Origin of the sequence: Pseudomonas crudilactis (assembly GCF_013433315.1) — a bacterium.
Taxonomy (GTDB): Bacteria; Pseudomonadota; Gammaproteobacteria; order Pseudomonadales; family Pseudomonadaceae; genus Aquipseudomonas; species Aquipseudomonas crudilactis.
Window position 1 is genome coordinate 1 of the sequence record NZ_WXVV01000043.1, and the last position, 17,026, is coordinate 17,026.

General features: G+C 60.2%; 10 protein-coding genes and 1 other RNA gene. 7 read left to right on the forward strand and 4 right to left on the reverse strand.

The window, feature by feature from the left end:
• The first annotated feature begins 211 nt into the window (after window positions 1-211).
• Window positions 212-976: a GntR family transcriptional regulator gene (locus tag GTU76_RS29630; protein WP_007918375.1), complete on the forward strand. Its 765-nt coding sequence runs from the start codon at window positions 212-214 to the stop codon at window positions 974-976.
• Between the two features lie 158 nt (window positions 977-1,134).
• Here GTU76_RS29630 and guaD read toward each other — a convergent pair whose 3' ends face one another.
• From guaD to xdhA, 4 genes are all read right to left on the reverse strand, one after another.
• Complete coding sequence (guaD, locus tag GTU76_RS29635; protein ID WP_180700248.1) at window positions 1,135-2,439, reverse strand: guanine deaminase; 1,305 nt, start codon at window positions 2,437-2,439, stop codon at window positions 1,135-1,137.
• Window positions 2,440-2,452: 13 nt separating this feature from the next.
• Entirely contained in the window at window positions 2,453-3,310 is an 858-nt protein-coding gene (xdhC, locus tag GTU76_RS29640; RefSeq protein WP_180700249.1) for a xanthine dehydrogenase accessory protein XdhC, read from the reverse strand.
• Window positions 3,311-3,428: 118 nt separating this feature from the next.
• Window positions 3,429-5,828, reverse strand: a complete 2,400-nt coding sequence (gene xdhB / locus GTU76_RS29645; protein ID WP_180700250.1) for a xanthine dehydrogenase molybdopterin binding subunit — start codon at window positions 5,826-5,828, stop codon at window positions 3,429-3,431.
• Complete coding sequence (xdhA, locus tag GTU76_RS29650; protein WP_180700251.1) at window positions 5,821-7,275, reverse strand: xanthine dehydrogenase small subunit; 1,455 nt, start codon at window positions 7,273-7,275, stop codon at window positions 5,821-5,823. Before xdhA ends, xdhB begins: the two co-directional genes overlap by 8 nt.
• Window positions 7,276-7,543: 268 nt before the next feature.
• On the opposite strand from xdhA, the gene GTU76_RS29655 reads away from it, so the two are divergent.
• From GTU76_RS29655 to ffs, 6 genes are all read left to right on the forward strand, one after another.
• Entirely contained in the window at window positions 7,544-8,203 is a 660-nt protein-coding gene (locus GTU76_RS29655) for a GntR family transcriptional regulator (protein WP_016985174.1), read from the forward strand.
• 2 nt (window positions 8,204-8,205) lie between these two features.
• Window positions 8,206-11,694, forward strand: a complete 3,489-nt coding sequence (gene smc / locus GTU76_RS29660; RefSeq protein ID WP_175554888.1) for a chromosome segregation protein SMC — start codon at window positions 8,206-8,208, stop codon at window positions 11,692-11,694.
• Between the two features lie 259 nt (window positions 11,695-11,953).
• A complete protein-coding gene (gene zipA / locus GTU76_RS29665; protein ID WP_016985176.1) occupies window positions 11,954-12,817 on the forward strand; it encodes a cell division protein ZipA in 864 nt (287 codons plus the stop codon).
• Window positions 12,818-12,905: 88 nt separating this feature from the next.
• Window positions 12,906-15,263, forward strand: coding sequence for an NAD-dependent DNA ligase LigA (gene ligA, locus GTU76_RS29670; protein ID WP_180700252.1), 2,358 nt, complete (start codon window positions 12,906-12,908; stop codon window positions 15,261-15,263).
• A gap of 186 nt (window positions 15,264-15,449) precedes the next feature.
• A complete protein-coding gene (locus tag GTU76_RS29675; RefSeq protein WP_180700253.1) occupies window positions 15,450-16,613 on the forward strand; it encodes a zinc-binding metallopeptidase family protein in 1,164 nt (387 codons plus the stop codon).
• Between the two features lie 134 nt (window positions 16,614-16,747).
• Window positions 16,748-16,844, forward strand: an RNA gene (gene ffs, locus GTU76_RS29680) — signal recognition particle sRNA small type.
• Window positions 16,845-17,026: the final 182 nt, after the last annotated feature.

A 17,026-nucleotide genomic window follows, 5' to 3' on the forward strand; every position in this document is an offset into this window, starting at 1 on the left:
TTGTGGGCGAGCAGCGGATTCTGTGATCAAGCCTAAACTCAAACGTAACGGATCGTTGCAATACAGCCGAAGTCACAAACAGCCGTACAGTCGTGTTGCCACCTTCCATTGTGTACAATCGCGCTGTTTTTTACGCGATACTTGCCAGCGACCTACTGTGCCGTATTACAGTCACGGTCTATTCGCCGCAGTTCTCCCGACTCGAGTGCCCATGAACGAACAGTTGCAACCCCTCAAGAAACAACCGCGAGCAGGCAAAGCCGGCCGCAGCGGAACCCAGGACGATATTGTCTACGCGCATATCTTCGAGGCCATCCTCGAGCAGCGTCTGGCGCCCGGCACAAAATTGAGCGAAGAAGCGCTGGGGGAAATCTTCGGGGTCAGCCGCACCATCATTCGCCGCGCGCTCTCGCGTCTGGCCCATGAAGGCGTGGTGCTGTTGCGGCCAAACCGTGGCGCCGTCGTCGCCAGCCCGAGTGTGGAAGAGGCGCGTCAGGTGTTTCTCGCGCGCCGTCTGGTCGAACGTGCGATCACCGAGCTTGCGGTGCAACATGCCACCGCCGAGCAGATCGCCGAATTGCGGCAGATGGTCAACGACGAACGCGACAGCTTCTCCCGTGGCGATCGCGGCGCCGGTATTCGTCTGTCGGGCGAATTCCACCTGAAACTGGCGGAAGCGGCGATGAACGCTCCGTTGATCAGCTTCCAGCGCAGCCTGGTTTCGCAGACGTCGTTGATCATCGCCCAGTATGAAAGCGGCAACCGTTCGCACTGCTCGTACGACGAGCACACCCAGTTGATCGACGCGATCGAGAAGCGCGACGGCGAGCTGGCGGTGAATCTGATGATGCACCACATGGATCACATCGACAGCAAGCTCAACCTCGACGAGGAAGGCGCGTCGGATGATCTGCATGCAGTGTTCTCGCATTTGTTGCAGACCAAGAAGCCGGGGCGTCCTGCGGCCAAGCTCTAAGCTGATACCGAGTCGACCCCTTCGCGAGCAAGCTCGCTCCCACATTTGAAATGCATTCCCATGTGGGAGCGAGCTTGCTCGCGAAGGCGATCTGACAGGCAACAAAAAATCCCCCGGGGCTGAACACCTCCGGGGGATTTTTTTGTGCCTGTGAAAACTCAGCGCTGATGCACCAACGCCCCCGCCGCATACGTCTGCTGCACCGTGCGGTCATCGCCCAGCGTCATCAACACAAACAACGTTTCGGCAATGTTGTTGGCCTGCTTCAAGCGGTAGCTCAACAGCGGCGTGGCGTTGTAATCCAGCACCAGGAAGTCGGCGTCTGAGCCCGGTTGCAGGTTGCCGATCTTGTCTTCCAGACGCAGCGCCCGCGCGCCACCCAGGGTCGCCAGATACAGCGACTTGAACGGGCTCAGTCGCGCACCTTGCAGCTGCATCACTTTGTACGCTTCGTTCAGGGTTTGCAGTAGCGAGAAACTGGTGCCGCCGCCAACGTCAGTGCCCAGACCGACATTGAGCTTGTGCTTCTCGGCCATCGGCAGGTTGAACAGGCCACTACCCAAGAAGAAGTTCGAGGTCGGGCAGAACGAGATTGCCGAACCGGTTTCCGCCAGTCGCGCGCATTCGTCGTCGCACAGGTGCACGCCGTGAGCGAATACCGAGCGCTCGCCGAGCAGTTTGTAGTGATCGTAAACGTCGAGGTAGCCCTTGCGCTCCGGGAACAGCTCCTTGACCCACTCGATTTCCTTGAGGTTTTCGCTGATGTGGGTCTGCATGTACAGATCCGTGTATTCGGTCAGCAGTTGCCCGGCGAGGGTCAGTTGTTCCGGGGTGCTGGTCGGTGCGAAACGCGGGGTCACCGCATAGTGCAGGCGGCCCTTGCCGTGCCAGCGCTCGATCAGCGCTTTGCTTTCGACGTAGCTGGATTCGGCGGTATCGGTCAGATAGTCCGGGGCGTTGCGATCCATCATCACCTTGCCGGCGATCATGCGCAGGTCGAGCTTCTCGGCCGCTTCGAACAACGAGTTCACCGACTGCGGGTGCACGCTGCCGAACACCAGCGCGGTGGTGGTGCCGTTGCGCAGCAGTTCCTTGACGAAAATGTCAGCGACTTCGTCGGCGTGGGCCTTGTCGCCGAACTGGCTTTCGCACGGAAAGGTGTAGGTGTTCAGCCAGTCGAGCAGTTGCTCGCCGTAGGCGCCGACCATGCCGGTTTGTGGAAAGTGAATGTGGGTGTCGATGAAGCCTGGGGTGATCAACGCGTCTTGGTAATGCTCGATTTCGATGTCCGCCGGCAGGGTCGGCAGCAATTCACTGGCGTGGCCAAGGGCGCTGATCTTGCCGCCATCGACCACCAGCAGGCCATCCTCGAAATATTCGTAGGAGGCTTCGATCCCGACTTCGGCGGGGTCGGCGATGCTGTGCAGGATGGCGGCGCGGTAGGCTTTGCGAGTCAGAGGCATGAGGGTTCTCTAATCAGTTTGAGGCTTTGAGTTTGGCGGCCTGACTGCGCCGCGAAACCGGCAGCAGTTTGGCAATCGGTTCGGCGCTGGCAGTCTGCTGGCCGAAGTTGGCGTTGTAGGTGGCGATGATTTCGCCGGCGATGGAGATGGCGATTTCCACAGGCAGTTTGCCTTTGACCTCGCCGATGCCCATCGGGCAGCGCATGCGTTGCACGACGCCGCTGTCGAAACCGCGATCCCGCAGACGATGTTCGAACTTCGCGCGTTTGGTCTTCGAACCGATCAGGCCGAAGTAGGCGAAGTCGTTGCGCTTGAGGATCGCAGCAGTGAGTTCAAGGTCGAGCTGATGGTTGTGGGTCATGACGATGCAGTAACTGCCGGCGGGCAGCTCATCGATTTCATCCACAGGCTCTTCGGCGACGATTTTACGCACGCCGTGGGGGATGTGTTCGGGGAATTCGGCCTCGCGCGAATCGATCCAGCGCACCCGGCAGGGCAGGCTGGCGAGCAGCGGCACCAAGGCGCGGCCAACGTGGCCGGCACCGAACACGGCGATTTGCGCCTGCACCTGGCCCATCGGTTCGAACAGCAACACGGTGGCGCCGCCGCAGCACTGGCCCAGGCTGGCGCCGAGGCTGAAACGCTCCAGATGGGTGTCCTGCTTACCGCTGGCGAGCATCTCGCGGGCGATCTGCATGGCTTTGTATTCCAGATGCCCGCCACCAATGGTGTCGAAGCTCTGGTTCGCGCTGATAACCATTTTCGAGCCGGCGTTGCGTGGCGTCGAGCCGAGTTCTTCGATGATCGTCACCAGAACGCAGGGTTCGCCCTGATTCTGCAGGTCGGCGAGGGCGTCGATCCAGTTGTACATAGTTCACCCCTACAACATCGTTGTCTGTTCGGGCCTCTTCGCGAGCAGGCTCGCTCCCACAGGGGAATGCATTCCAAATGTGGAAGCGAGCCTGCTCGCGAATGGCCGCGCCTCGGTCCTAGAGCGGAGCCAACTCGGTTTCAGCTTCAACGGCTTTCACCGCTTTCAACTGACGCATCTGCTCGCAACCCCACAACACCCGCTCCGGCGTCGCCGGCGCATCGATCTGCGGCTGATGCTTGTAATCAGCGAGGCTCGCCACCGCATCCTTGATCGCACACCACGAAGCAATCCCGAGCATGAACGGCGGTTCACCGACAGCCTTGGAATGGAACACCGTGTCTTCCGGGTTCTTGCGGTTTTCCACCAGCTTCACCCGCAGGTCCAGCGGCATGTCCGCCACGGCCGGGATCTTGTAGCTGGCCGGGCCGTTGGTCATCAGCTTGCCTTTGTTGTTCCAGACCAGCTCTTCCATGGTCAGCCAGCCCATGCCCTGAATGAAACCACCCTCGACCTGACCGATGTCGATGGACGGGTTCAGCGAGGCGCCGACGTCATGAAGAATGTCGGTCCGCAGCATCTTGTACTCGCCGGTCAAGGTGTCGACGATCACTTCGCAGCACGCCGCGCCGAAGGCGAAGTAGTAGAACGGACGGCCACGCGCCTGGCTGCGGTCGTAGTAGATTTTCGGCGTCTTGTAGAAGCCGGTGCTCGACAGCGACACCTGATTGAAATACGCCTGCTGGATCAGCGCTTCAAAGGTCAGGATATGGTCGCGAACACGCACGTGGCCATTGTGGAACTCGACGTCTTCTTCAGTGACTTTGAAGTGACGCGCAGCGAATTCGATCAGACGTTTCTTGATGATTTCTGCCGCGTTCTGCGCCGCTTTACCGTTAAGGTCAGCACCGCTGGACGCCGCTGTTGGCGAGGTGTTCGGCACCTTGTCGGTGTTGGTCGCGGTGATCTGCACGCGATCGATTTCAACCTGGAACACTTCGGCCACGACCTGCGCGACTTTGGTATTCAGGCCCTGACCCATTTCCGTGCCGCCATGGTTCAGGTGGATGCTGCCGTCGGTGTAGATGTGGATCAAGGCGCCTGCCTGGTTCAAGAAGCTCGCGGTAAAGGAAATACCAAATTTAACCGGGGTCAGCGCCAGGCCTTTTTTCAGGATCGGGCTGTTGGCGTTGTAGCGACGGATCGCTTCGCGGCGCTCGTGATACTGGCTGCTTTCTTCCAGTTCGGCGGTCATTTCCTCGAGCATGTTGTGCTCGACGGTCTGGTAGTAATGGGTGACGTTGCGCTCGGTCTTGCCGTAGTAGTTGGCCTTGCGCACGGCGAGCGGATCGAGGTGCAGGTGACGGGCAATTGCGTCCATCACTTCCTCGATCGCGACCATACCTTGCGGGCCGCCGAAACCACGGTAAGCGGTGTTCGACGCGGTGTTGGTCTTGCAGCGGTGACCATTGATGGTCGCGTCGCCCAGGTAGTACGAGTTGTCCGAGTGGAACATCGCCCGGTCAACGATCGACGCGGACAGGTCCGGCGAGCAGCCGCAGTTGCCGGCCAGATCCATGTTGATCCCGTGCAGGCGCCCGGTGCTGTCGAAGCCGACGTCGTATTCGACGTAGAACGGGTGACGCTTACCGGTCATCAGCATGTCTTCGACGCGCGGCAGGCGCATCTTCGTTGGTTGGCCGGTGAGGTGCGCGACCACTGCGCACAGGCACGCCGGGCTCGCGGCTTGAGTTTCCTTGCCACCGAAACCACCGCCCATGCGGCGCATGTCGACGACGATTTTGTTCATCGACACGTCGAGCACTTCGGCGACCAGTTTCTGCACTTCGGTCGGGTTTTGCGTCGAGCAGTAGACGATCATGCCGCCGTCTTCGGTGGGCATCACCGAGGAGATTTGCGTCTCCAGATAGAAGTGTTCCTGACCGCCGATGTGCAGCGTGCCTTGAATGCGGTGTTCAGCCGTCGCCAGTGCGGAAACCGAATCGCCGCGCTGGTGAGTGTGGCTGTCGAGCACGAAGTGGCGTTTGCGCAAGGCTTCAACCACGTCGAGCACAGGTTCGAGGTCTTCGTATTCGATGATCGCGGCCATCGCGGCTTTGCGCGCGGTTTCCAGGTCTTTCGCCGCGACGGCGAGCACCGGTTGACCGACGAATTGCACATCATCGATGGCCAGCAGCGGGTCGCCCGGCATCAACGGGCCGATGTCTTTCAGGCCCGGCACGTCTTCGTGGGTGATGGCGATGCGCACGCCTTCGAAGGCGTAGCACGGCGAGGTGTCGATGCTGATGATTTTCGCGTGGGCGCGGTCCGACATGCGTGCATACAGGTGCAGCTGATTCGGAAATTCCAGGCGATCATCGATGTACTGCGCTTCACCGGACACATGCTTGGCGGCGCTGTCGTGCTTGACGCTGCGGCCGACACCGGAGGTCAGATCCTTGGCGAACAATTCAGCCAGTTCAGCCTGGGTTTTTTCTACGCCGTGATGGTTAGACATAAGCGGTCACCCGAGTCTCGATGTGCGGTGTTTGCAGTTCGATGAAGTATTTGCGCAGCAGGTTCTGCGCGCTGAGCAGGCGATATTCCTTGCTGGCGCGGAAGTCCGAGAGCGGCGTGAAGTCTTCGGCGAGTGCGGCGCAAGCGCGTTCGACCACGGTGTTGTTGAACGGCGCACCGATCAGCGCAGCCTCGCAGTGGGCGGCGCGTTTCGGGATCGCGGCCATGCCGCCAAACGCCATGCGCGCATCGGTGATCACACCGTTTTCGACGCGCAGGTTGAACGCGGCGCAGACGGCAGAGATGTCATCGTCCAGACGCTTGGAGACTTTGTAGGCGCGGAACAACTGCTCGGCGCTGGCGCGCGGCACGATGATCTTCTCGATGAATTCACTTTCCTGACGGGCGGTGACTTTGTAATCGATGAAGTAGTCGTCGAGGTTCAGGGTGCGGCGGGTTTCGCCTTTGCACAGCACGACTTGCGCGCCGAGGGCGATCAGCAGCGGTGGCGAGTCACCGATCGGCGAGGCGTTGCCGATGTTGCCGCCGAGGGTGCCCTGGTTGCGGATTTGCAGGGAAGCGAAGCGATGCAGCAGTTCGCCGAAGTCCGGGTACTCGGCGTTCAACGCTTCATAGCAGTCGGAGAGGGCGGTGGCGGCACCGATTTCGATGCGGTCTTCGAAGGTGTCGATGCGCTTCATTTCCGCGACGTTGCCGACGTAGATCATCACCGGCAGGGTGCGGTGAAATTGGGTGACTTCGAGTGCCAAGTCGGTGCCGCCGGCGAGCAGGCGTGCTTGTGGATAAGCGTCGTAGAGGTCGGCCAGATCGGCGACGGTCAGCGGCACCAGGCAGCGTTTGTCGCCGCTGTTGAGTTCGCCGATATCGGTCGGCGCGATGGCTTTCAGGCGGGCGATGGTGTCCGCTTCGCGGGCATCGAACTGATCCGGTTGCTTGCCGCAACAGGATTGCTCGGCAGCCGCCAGAATCGGCCGGTAGCCGGTGCAGCGGCAGAGATTGCCGGCCAGCGCTTCGTGAGCCTTGGCGTGATCCGGTGCGTCGCTGTTCTTTTGCAGGGCGAACAGCGACATGACAAAACCGGGGGTGCAGAAACCGCACTGCGAGCCGTGGCACTCGACCATGGCTTTCTGCACGCTGTGCAGTTCGCCTTTGTGTTTGAGGTCTTCGACGCTGATCAGTTGTTTGCCGTGCAGCGACGAAACAAAGGTCAGGCACGAGTTGAGGCTGCGATAGCGAATGTGTTCGCGGCCAGCGTCATCCGTTTGCAACTCGCCGACCACCACGGTGCAGGCGCCGCAGTCACCGCTGGCGCAACCTTCTTTGGTGCCGGACTTGCCCACGTGTTCACGCAGATAATTGAGCACAGTCAGATTCGGGTCCAGGGCGTGCTCGCTACGGAGTTCCTGGTTAAGTAAAAACTGGATCACGGAAGGCCTCGCAGACTCATTATTGTTGTTAACCGACGTGAACCGAATTTAGCAGGTCTGACTTTTCGGTCAATGGTTTTCTGACTTAAAGGTCAGGAAAAAGCATTTCGTCGATCAACAACGTGTCTATTCAGTATTGACCCTCAATGGATCCCCTGCTTTTTTGCGGGATTCGTGCCAAAAACCGCTGAGTGGGCACTCCGCCATGACCGTGCATTTGCGCTACACTGCGCCGCCTGTGCAGATCGATAGAGTTTGAAGGACAACCATGACGTTCAAGGCGCCGGACAGCCTCGCCGAGCAAATCGCTCACCACCTCGCCGAACGCATCATTCGTGGCGAAATGAAGCCGGGAGAGCGCATCCAGGAACAGAAGGTCACGCTGGCATTGAATGTCAGCCGCGGCTCGGTCCGCGAAGCCTTGCTGATCCTCGAACGCCGCCACCTGATCGCGATCCTGCCGCGTCGTGGTGCGCATGTCACCGAACTGACGCCGCACAAGGTGCGGAGCCTGTGCACGCTGATGAGCGAGCTGTACATTTTGCTCGGCAACTCGGTGGCCAATGGCTGGCAAGTGCAGTCGGACATGGCGCCGTTCGTGCAGATCCAGCAGCGCCTGACCGCCAGCTACGAGCGTCAGGACATTCGCAGCTTCGTCGACGACAGCTTCAGCGTGATGCGCGCCGCTTATCCGTTCGCCAACAATCCGTACCTGCAAGAGACCGTCGAGAACCTGCAACCGGCCATGAGCCGCGCCTACTTCCTCGCCCTCGAACAGCGCAAGGCGGAAATGAGCGAGTTCCTCGAACTGTTCGAACGCCTGCTGGCCGCCGTGCTCGCCCGTGATTTGCCGCAGATCCGTATTGTGCTGACGGCGTATGCCCAGCGCAGTTGCGATCTGGTGGTCTCCGCCCTGACGGTTGCCTAAGCGTGCGGCTCAAGTGCATCAAACTGGCGGGATTCAAATCCTTCGTCGACCCGACCACGGTGAACTTCCCCAGTAACATGGCGGCGGTCGTCGGGCCGAACGGTTGCGGCAAGTCGAACATCATCGACGCCGTACGCTGGGTGATGGGCGAGAGTTCGGCGAAGAACCTCCGTGGCGAGTCGATGACGGACGTCATCTTCAACGGCTCGACCAGCCGCAAACCGGTGAGTCAGGCCAGCATCGAGCTGGTTTTCGACAACTCCGACGGCACGCTGCTGGGCGAGTACGCGGCCTACGCGGAAATCTCCATTCGCCGCAAAGTCACCCGCGACAGCCAGACCACGTATTACCTCAACGGCACCAAATGCCGTCGTCGCGACATCACCGATATCTTCCTCGGCACCGGTCTGGGCCCGCGCAGCTATTCGATCATCGAGCAGGGGATGATCTCCAAGCTGATCGAATCAAAGCCCGAAGACCTGCGTAACTTCATCGAAGAAGCGGCCGGCATCTCGAAATATAAAGAGCGCCGCCGCGAGACTGAAAACCGTATCCGCCGCACCCACGAAAACCTCGCGCGTCTGACTGACCTGCGCGATGAGCTTGAACGCCAACTCGAACGCCTGCACCGCCAGGCCGAGGCCGCCAAGAAGTATCAGGAATTCAAAGCCGAGGAGCGTCAGCTCAAGGCGCAACTGTCGGCGTTGCGCTGGCAGGATCTGAATGATCAGGTTGGCCAGCGCGAGTCGATCATCGGCACCCAGGAAATCAGTTTCGAAGCCTTGGTCGCCGAGCAGCGAAACGCTGACGCGGCCATCGAACGCCTGCGTGACGGTCACCATGACCTGTCCGAACGCTTCAATCTGGTGCAGGGGCGCTTCTATTCGGTCGGCGGCGACATCGCCCGGGTCGAGCAGAGCATCCAGCACGGTCAGCAACGTCTGCGACAGTTGCAGGACGATCTGAAAGAAGCCGAGCGCGCCCGCCTCGAAACCGAATCGCACCTGGGCCACGACCGCACCTTGCTGCTGACCCTCGGCGAAGAGCTGGACATGCTCGTGCCCGAGCAGGAAGTTACCAGCGCCGCCGCCGAAGAAGCCGCCGCTGCGCTGGAAGATTCCGAATCCGTCATGCACGGCTGGCAAGAACAGTGGGACGCCTTCAACCTGACCGCCGCCGAACCGCGTCGTCAGGCCGAAGTGCAGCAGTCGCGCATCCAGCAGCTGGAAACCAGCATGGAGCGTCTCGCCGATCGGCAAAAACGTCTAGGCGAAGAGCGCGCGTTGCTCTCGGCTGACCCGGAAGATGCGGCGATCATGGAGCTCAACGAGCAGCTCGCCGAGTCCGAAGCGACCCTCGAAGATTTGCAGACCAGCGAAGAGGCGCAAGTCGAGAAACTCGAACAGCTGCGCCAGGAATTGCAGCAAGCGCTGACCGCGCAGCAACAGGCGCAGGGTGATTTGCAGCGCCTCAATGGTCGTCTGGCTTCCCTTGAAGCTCTGCAGCAAGCCGCGCTCGACCCAGGCACCGGCACCGCCGAATGGCTGAAGGAACACAACCTCGCCGAGCGCCCGCGTCTAGCCGAAGGCCTGAAGGTCGAGGCCGGTTGGGAACTGGCGGTAGAGACCGTGCTCGGCGCCGATCTGCAAGCGGTGCTGGTCGACGACTTCAGCGGCTTCGATTTGTCCGGGTTCACTCAGGGCGATCTACGCCTGCTCAGCCCGGCCAGCGATGGCGTGCGCGTCGCCGGCAGCTTGCTGGACAAGGTCGACGCGCAGATCGATCTGTCGCCGTGGCTCGGTCAGGTGAAACCGGTCGATAGCCTTGAACAGGCCTTGGCTTTGCGCGGGCAGTTGAGCGCTGGCGAGAGCCTGATCAGCCGCGACGGTTACTGGGTCGGTCGGCACTTTTTACGCGTACGACGGGCCAGCGAAGCGGAAAGCGGCATGCTCGCCCGTGGCCAGGAAATCGAAGCGCTGCACCTCGAACGCGAAGAGAAAGAAGCCACGGTCGAGGCCATGGAAACCCGTCTGCAAACCCTGCGCGCGCAACAGCGTCAGCAGGAAAACGGCCGCGAACATTTGCGCCGTTTGCTGCAAGACGAAGCGCGTCAGCAGGGCGAATTGAAAGCGCAACTGTCCGCCGGTAAAGCCAAGGCCGAACAGCTGACCTTGCGCCGCACGCGTCTCGATGAAGAACTGGTCGAGCTCGCCGAGCAACGCGAACTCGAGCACGAACAAGTCGGCGAAGCGCGCATGCAATTGCAGGAAGCGCTGGATGCCATGGCGCTGGACACCGAGCAGCGCGAGTTGCTGCTGGCCCAGCGCGACAGCCTGCGCGAACGCCTCGATCGTGTGCGCCAGGAAGCGCGGCAGCACAAGGATCACGCCCATCAATTGGCCGTGCGTCTCGGCTCGTTGCGCGCGCAGCACGATTCCACGCGTCAGGCTCTTGAGCGCCTGGAAATGCAGGCAGAACGCCTGACGGAAAAACGCGAACAGTTGAGTCTGAATCTGGAGGAGGGCGAGGCACCGCTGGAAGAGCTGCGCCTGAAACTTGAAGAACTGCTCGACAAGCGCATGACCGTCGACGAAGAACTCAAGACCGCGCAGATCGCCCTCGAAGACGCCGACCGCGAATTGCGCGACGCGGAAAAACGCCGGACTCAGGCCGAGCAGCAATCGCAGCTGATTCGCGGCCAACTCGAACAGCAGCGTATGGAATGGCAAGCGCTGACCGTGCGCCGCAAGGCCTTGCAGGATCAACTGCTCGAGGACGGCTACGATCTGAATGGCGTGCTCGCGACATTAACCGCGCAAGCCAGTGAACGCGAAGCCGAAGAAGAACTCGAACGCATCAACGCGCGGATTCAGCGCCTGGGCGCGATCAACCTCGCGGCCATCGACGAATACACGCAACAATCCGAGCGTAAACGTTATCTGGATGCGCAGGACGCCGATCTGGTTGAAGCGCTGGAGACCCTCGAGAACGTCATTCGCAAGATCGACAAGGAAACCCGCAACCGCTTCAAAGATACCTTTGATCAGATCAATGGCGGTTTACAGGCACTTTTTCCAAAAGTTTTCGGTGGTGGACGGGCGTATTTGGAACTGACGGGCGAAGATCTACTCGATACAGGGGTAACGATCATGGCGCAGCCGCCAGGGAAGAAGAACAGCACCATCCATTTGCTCTCCGGCGGGGAAAAAGCCCTGACCGCACTGGCACTGGTTTTTGCCATCTTCAAATTGAACCCGGCGCCTTTCTGCATGCTCGATGAGGTTGACGCGCCACTGGATGACGCTAACGTTGGACGCTACGCACGCTTGGTCAAAGAGATGTCGCAGACCGTGCAGTTCATCTATATCACCCACAACAAGATTGCCATGGAAATGGCCGAGCAGTTGATGGGCGTGACGATGCATGAACCGGGTTGTTCGCGACTGGTAGCCGTGGATGTCGAGGAGGCGATGGCGATGGTGGACGCCTGAGCCAGCGTGGTGTCGGAAAGGTAATTGAGGGCTGTAGGACTTTTTTACCGGGTTCGACTTGCTGGCCAATCGACATATTCGTGCAAGCCAATGAGACAGACGGTGTAAAGTTGTCTTTGGTCGTGCTAGTTTAATGTCAATTTTTCGTATACGTGGGCAAAACGCCTGTCAGAACATAGAGTTGGCGCCACGTTTTAAAGCGGTTTGCACAATGTAAACCCCTTATTTTTCAGCATTTTTTATAGAGGCACGGGATTACATGGAAATCGGTCTGCGCGAGTGGCTGATCGTCATCGGCATCATTGTGATAGCCGGTATTCTTTTCGATGGCTGGCGCCGTATGCGCGGCGGCAAGGGAAAACTGAAATTCCGTCTTGACCGAAGTCTGTCCAACCTGCCGGACGAGGACACCAGCGCTGAGCTGTTGGGCCCGGCCCGTGTACTGGATACGCATCAAGAGCCGCAACTGGATGAACACGACCTGCCGTCGGTGAGCATGCCGGCCCGCGAAGCACGCGAGCCTCGCGAGTCCGGCTCGAAACGTGGCAAGCGTGGCGGCAACGGCCCGGCTCAGGGCGACCTGAACCTCGACCTGGACCTGGACGGCGGCCCGAGCTTCAGCAGCCGTGACGACGATTTCGTTGAAGGCACCAAGCCAGCGCCGGCGCCGGTCGACAAAGACCAGCCGCAAGCCGAAGAAGTCTTGGTCATCAGTGTGATCTGCCGCGACGCTGCCGGCTTCAAAGGCCCGGCGCTGTTGCAGAACATCCTGGAAAGCGGTCTGCGTTTTGGCGAGATGGATATTTTCCACCGTCACGAAAGCATGGCCGGCAACGGTGAAGTGCTGTTCTCCATGGCCAACGCGGTCAAACCGGGCATCTTCGATCTGGACGACATCGACCATTTCAGCACCCCGGCGGTGAGCTTCTTCCTCGGCCTGCCCGGCCCGCGTCATCCGAAGCAGGCTTTCGACGTGATGGTGGCCGCAGCCCGCAAGCTGTCGCAGGAATTGAACGGCGAGCTGAAAGATGACCAGCGCAGCGTTCTGACCGCGCAGACCATCGAGCACTACCGTCAGCGCATCGTTGAATTCGAACGCCGCGCCCTGACCCAGAAGCGCTGATTGAAAAGATTGCCTCGCTATAAAGAGGCAGTCGGCAATATAGATTGAGCAGCCTCGGCTGCTCTTTTGCTTTACGAGAGAACACCCCATGACCGCCGCCAAAAACCGCATTCTTGAACTGCGCGCTGAACTCGATCAGCACAACTACCGTTATCACGTCCTCGATGAGCCGAGCATTCCGGACGCCGAGTACGACCGGTTGTTCCACGAGCTCAAGGCGCTGGAGGCGGCCAACCCGGAACTGATCACCCGCGACTCGCCGACCCAGCGCGTCGGCAGCGTGGCGCTGACCGCGTTCACTCAGGTGCGTCACGAAGTGCCGATGCTCAGTCTCGGTAACGCTTTCGAAGAAAGCGACATGCGCGAGTTCGATCGCCGCGTCACCGAAGGTCTGGATCTGCCGGTCGGCGATCTGTTCGGCGGTAGTGCAGCGGTGGAATACAGCTGCGAGCCGAAACTCGATGGCCTGGCGGTCAGCCTGCTCTATCAGGACGGCGTGCTGGTACGCGGCGCCACACGCGGCGACGGCACTACCGGCGAAGACATCAGCGTCAACGTGCGCACCGTGCGCAATATTCCGCTGAAGCTGCACGGCGAAGGCTGGCCGGCGACGCTGGAGGTGCGCGGTGAAGTGTTCATGTCCAAGGCCGGTTTCGAACGCCTCAACGCCTCGCAACTGGAAGTTGGCGGCAAGACCTTCGCCAACCCGCGCAACGCCGCGGCCGGCAGCTTGCGTCAGCTCGATTCGAAGATCACTGCTAACCGTCCGCTGGAATTCTGCTGCTATGGCATCGGTCAGGTTTCTCACGATATTTCCGACACCCACATCGGCAACCTCAAGCAGTTGCAGAAGTGGGGCATGCCGATCAGCCATGAATTGAAATTGGCCAAAGGCATCGATGAGTGTCTGGATTACTACCGCGACATCGGCGCGCGGCGTAACTCGCTGACGTATGAAATCGATGGCGTGGTGTTCAAGGTCAACAGCATTGCCGATCAGCGTGAACTGGGCTTCCGTGCTCGTGAGCCGCGTTGGGCGATCGCGCACAAATTTCCGGCGATGGAAGAGCTCACCGAGTTGCTCGATGTCGAGTTTCAGGTCGGCCGTACTGGCGCTGTTACGCCGGTGGCACGATTGAAACCGGTCAAGGTTGCCGGTGTCACCGTGGCCAACGCCACGTTGCACAACATGGATGAGGTCGCGCGTCTGGGTCTGATGATCGGCGACACCGTGATCATCCGCCGTGCCGGTGATGTGATTCCGCAAGTGGTGCAAGTGGTCATGGATCGCCGTCCGGAAAACGCGCGCGCAGTGCAGATTCCCGAGAGTTGCCCGGTGTGCGGTTCGCACGTCGAGCGTACGCAACTGATCAAGCGCAGCAAAGGCAAGGAAACCGTCAGCGAAGGCGCGGTGTATCGCTGCGTTGGCCGTCTGGCCTGCGGTGCGCAGTTGAAGCAGGCGATCATCCACTTCGTCTCGCGTCGGGCGATGGACATCGAAGGTCTGGGTGACAAGAGCGTTGAGCAACTGGTCGATGAAGGTCTGGTCAGTTCGCCGGCGGATCTGTATGCGCTGAAGTTTGACGACATCGTTGATCTGGAAGGTTTTGCCGAGGTGTCGAGCAACAAGCTGCTCGCGGCCATCGAAGACAGCAAGAAACCGGGGCTGGCGCGCTTCATCTATGCACTGGGCATTCCCGATGTCGGCGAAGAGACCGCCAAGGTGCTGGCGCGCTCGCTGGGTTCGCTGGAGCGCGTGCAGCAGGCGCTGCCGCAAGTGCTGACCTACCTGCCGGATGTCGGTCTGGAAGTGGCGCACGAGATTCACAGCTTCTTTGAAGATGCGCATAACCAGCAGGTGATTACTGAATTGCTGGGTCATGGTTTGCAGATTCAGGATCAAGGTGAGTTGGGCGCCGAGTTTGCCGCCAGCACCACGCTGGGTGGTTTCCTCGACAAGCTGCACATTTCCTCGGTCGGCCCCGGTGGTGCGCAGAAACTGGCGGACAAGTTTGGTTCGCTCGAAGCGGTGATGAATGCCGACTGGCTGGACATGCGTCAGGCCTTGCCGGAGAAGCAGGCCAATTCGGTTCGCGAGTTTTTTGCTGTTCCTGAGCATCGTCAATTAGCTGAAGAGTCCGAGAAACAACTGCGTGATTTCGGCATGCACTGGCAGAGCGAGAAGAAAGTCGTCGAAGGTTTGCCGCTGTCCGGTGAGACCTGGGTGCTGACCGGCAAGGTTGAGTTGATGAGCCGTGATGTTGCCAAGGAACATCTGGAAAGCCTCGGCGCCAAGGTCGCGGGTTCGGTGTCGGCGAAGACTCATTGCGTAGTCGCGGGCCCCGGCGCCGGTTCCAAATTGACCAAAGCCAATGAGCTGGGCGTGAAAGTGATGGACGAAGAAACCTTTATCGCCTTCCTAAAAACTCACGGCGTCGCCGTTTAAGATCAAAAGATCGCAGCCTGCGGCAGCTCCTACAGGGCTAGTGTTCCACCACGATAAAGCGGGTGTTCACTGATCTCCTGTAGGAGCTGCCGCAGGCTGCGATCTTTTGATTTTCCCACGCAGAGCGTTGGAACGATCAGCTCGCAAGAATGATCTAGTCTTGGCAAGCCCCAGGGAGAGATCGCCATGCACCGCTTTTTCGAGCAGCTCAGTTCCCGCATCATCGCGCCGTTCATGGGCGAATCCTCACGCAACAGCAAAGTCTGGCCGTGCCGCTGCGGCCAGTCGCTGTTCTTTCGCAACAGCCAGTGCCTGGCGTGCAACGCCTTGCTCGGTTATCAGCCGGAGGAAAGTCGCCTGACCTCGCTGCAGCCGGGGCCGTATGAGGGCACCTGGACGCTTGACGCCGACCCCGACGCCGGACTGTTCCGCCGTTGCGCCAACCTCGACACAGCCGCCGCATGCAACTGGCTGCTGCCGGCCAACGATCACGACAGCCTGTGCGTCGCCTGCAGCCTCAATCGCACCATCCCCGACCTGTCCGCCCCGGACAATCCCGAACGCTGGCGCAAGGTCGAAATTGCCAAGCGTCGACTGGTCGCGCAACTGATCACCCTCGGCCTGCAAGTCATCCCGAAAACCGTCGATGAAGACACCGGGTTGGCCTTCGACTTCATTGGAGTCGACCTCGAAGGCAACGCACCGATGACCGGCCACGCCAACGGCCTGATCACCCTCGACATCAAAGAAGCCGACGACGCCCACCGCGAGCAGGTGAGGGCGGCGATGCACGAACCCTATCGCACGTTGCTCGGGCATTTTCGTCATGAGGTCGGGCACTACTACTGGGATCGCCTGATCGCCAACGGCCCCTGGCTCGATTCATTCCGCAGCCTGTTCGGCGACGAACGCGCCAGTTACGCCGAGGCGCTTGATCGTCACTATCAACAAGGCGCACCGCTGGACTGGCCACAGCACTACGTCAGCGCCTACGCAACCATGCACCCGTGGGAAGACTGGGCGGAAACCTGGGCGCATTACCTGCACATGATGGACGCCGTGGATACGGCGCTGGGTTTTGGCATGAGCGCGCGGGAAATGGATTTCGACTACCAGCCGTTTCCCACCAGCACGCTGTATGACCCGGAGCATCCCGGTGGCGAGGCGTTTCTGTCGTTCGTCAATGCGTGGATCGAACTGGCGGGGATGCTCAATGAACTGTCTCGCAGCATGGGCCAACCGGATTTCTACCCGTTCGTGCTGCCGGCCCCAGCGATTGCCAAGCTGCACTTCATTCATCTGGTGATCCAGCAGGCGGGCGGCAGGGCGGACGAGGTGCTGGCCCTGTAGGCGCTGCCGCAGGCTGCGATCTTTATGTCTTTGACCTTGTTCATATTTTTAATCTGCAACCAACGGTTGTAACTTCGTCTCAGATAGGTACAATGGCGCGGCTCGCCGACAGGCAAGCGTCGTTATGGTGACCCCATCGGTCCCCCCGCAACGATTACCCGTGAACCTGGTCAGAGCCGGAAGGCAGCAGCCACAGCGGGAACATTGTGTGCCGGGGTGTGGCTGGTGGGGTTACCACCTTAACGAACAATCGAACGCTTCAACCAGAACTGCATGGGTTTCGCCCACTGCGGTTTTTTTGTGCCTGCGATTTGTCAGGTCGGCGCAAATCCCCTGTAGGAGTGAGCCTGCTCGCGATGGCGGTGGGTCAGTCAACTCATGTTTGGTAGTCAGGACGCCATCGCGAGCAGGCT

What these genes read in the sequence shown, in the direction of transcription:
- GTU76_RS29630 (WP_007918375.1), top strand. Translation starts at nt 212, where the DNA reads ATGAACGAACAGTTGCAACCCCTCAAGAAACAACCGCGAGCAGGCAAA.
- guaD (WP_180700248.1), bottom strand. Translation starts at nt 2,439, where the DNA reads ATGCCTCTGACTCGCAAAGCCTACCGCGCCGCCATCCTGCACAGCATC.
- xdhC (WP_180700249.1), bottom strand. Translation starts at nt 3,310, where the DNA reads ATGTACAACTGGATCGACGCCCTCGCCGACCTGCAGAATCAGGGCGAA.
- xdhB (WP_180700250.1), bottom strand. Translation starts at nt 5,828, where the DNA reads ATGTCTAACCATCACGGCGTAGAAAAAACCCAGGCTGAACTGGCTGAA.
- GTU76_RS29655 (WP_016985174.1), top strand. Translation starts at nt 7,544, where the DNA reads ATGACGTTCAAGGCGCCGGACAGCCTCGCCGAGCAAATCGCTCACCAC.
- zipA (WP_016985176.1), top strand. Translation starts at nt 11,954, where the DNA reads ATGGAAATCGGTCTGCGCGAGTGGCTGATCGTCATCGGCATCATTGTG.
- ligA (WP_180700252.1), top strand. Translation starts at nt 12,906, where the DNA reads ATGACCGCCGCCAAAAACCGCATTCTTGAACTGCGCGCTGAACTCGAT.
- GTU76_RS29675 (WP_180700253.1), top strand. Translation starts at nt 15,450, where the DNA reads ATGCACCGCTTTTTCGAGCAGCTCAGTTCCCGCATCATCGCGCCGTTC.